Raw genomic sequence first — 236 nt, forward strand, 5'->3', positions numbered from 1 at the left:
CTGTGAGATATGTTTGGGATGTAAGAGATGTTTTGCGGGTGAACGTGTGCAATAACAGTGATATGTGTGGGGTGTTCTGTGTTGTATAAGAGTAAGCTCTGTAGAGCTTTTATAGAGGCAACTTCGTGTGGAAGGCTATGGAAAGAACTGTATGAAGCCGTCAGAAGATGGCAAGATTTTAAAAAAGTCAGAAGGATAAAGATTAGAATGCGGTTCTAATATAGACTTGGAGCGTT

The organism is Bartonella sp. AC535YNZD (assembly GCF_042196625.1).
Taxonomy (GTDB): Bacteria; Pseudomonadota; Alphaproteobacteria; order Rhizobiales; family Rhizobiaceae; genus Bartonella.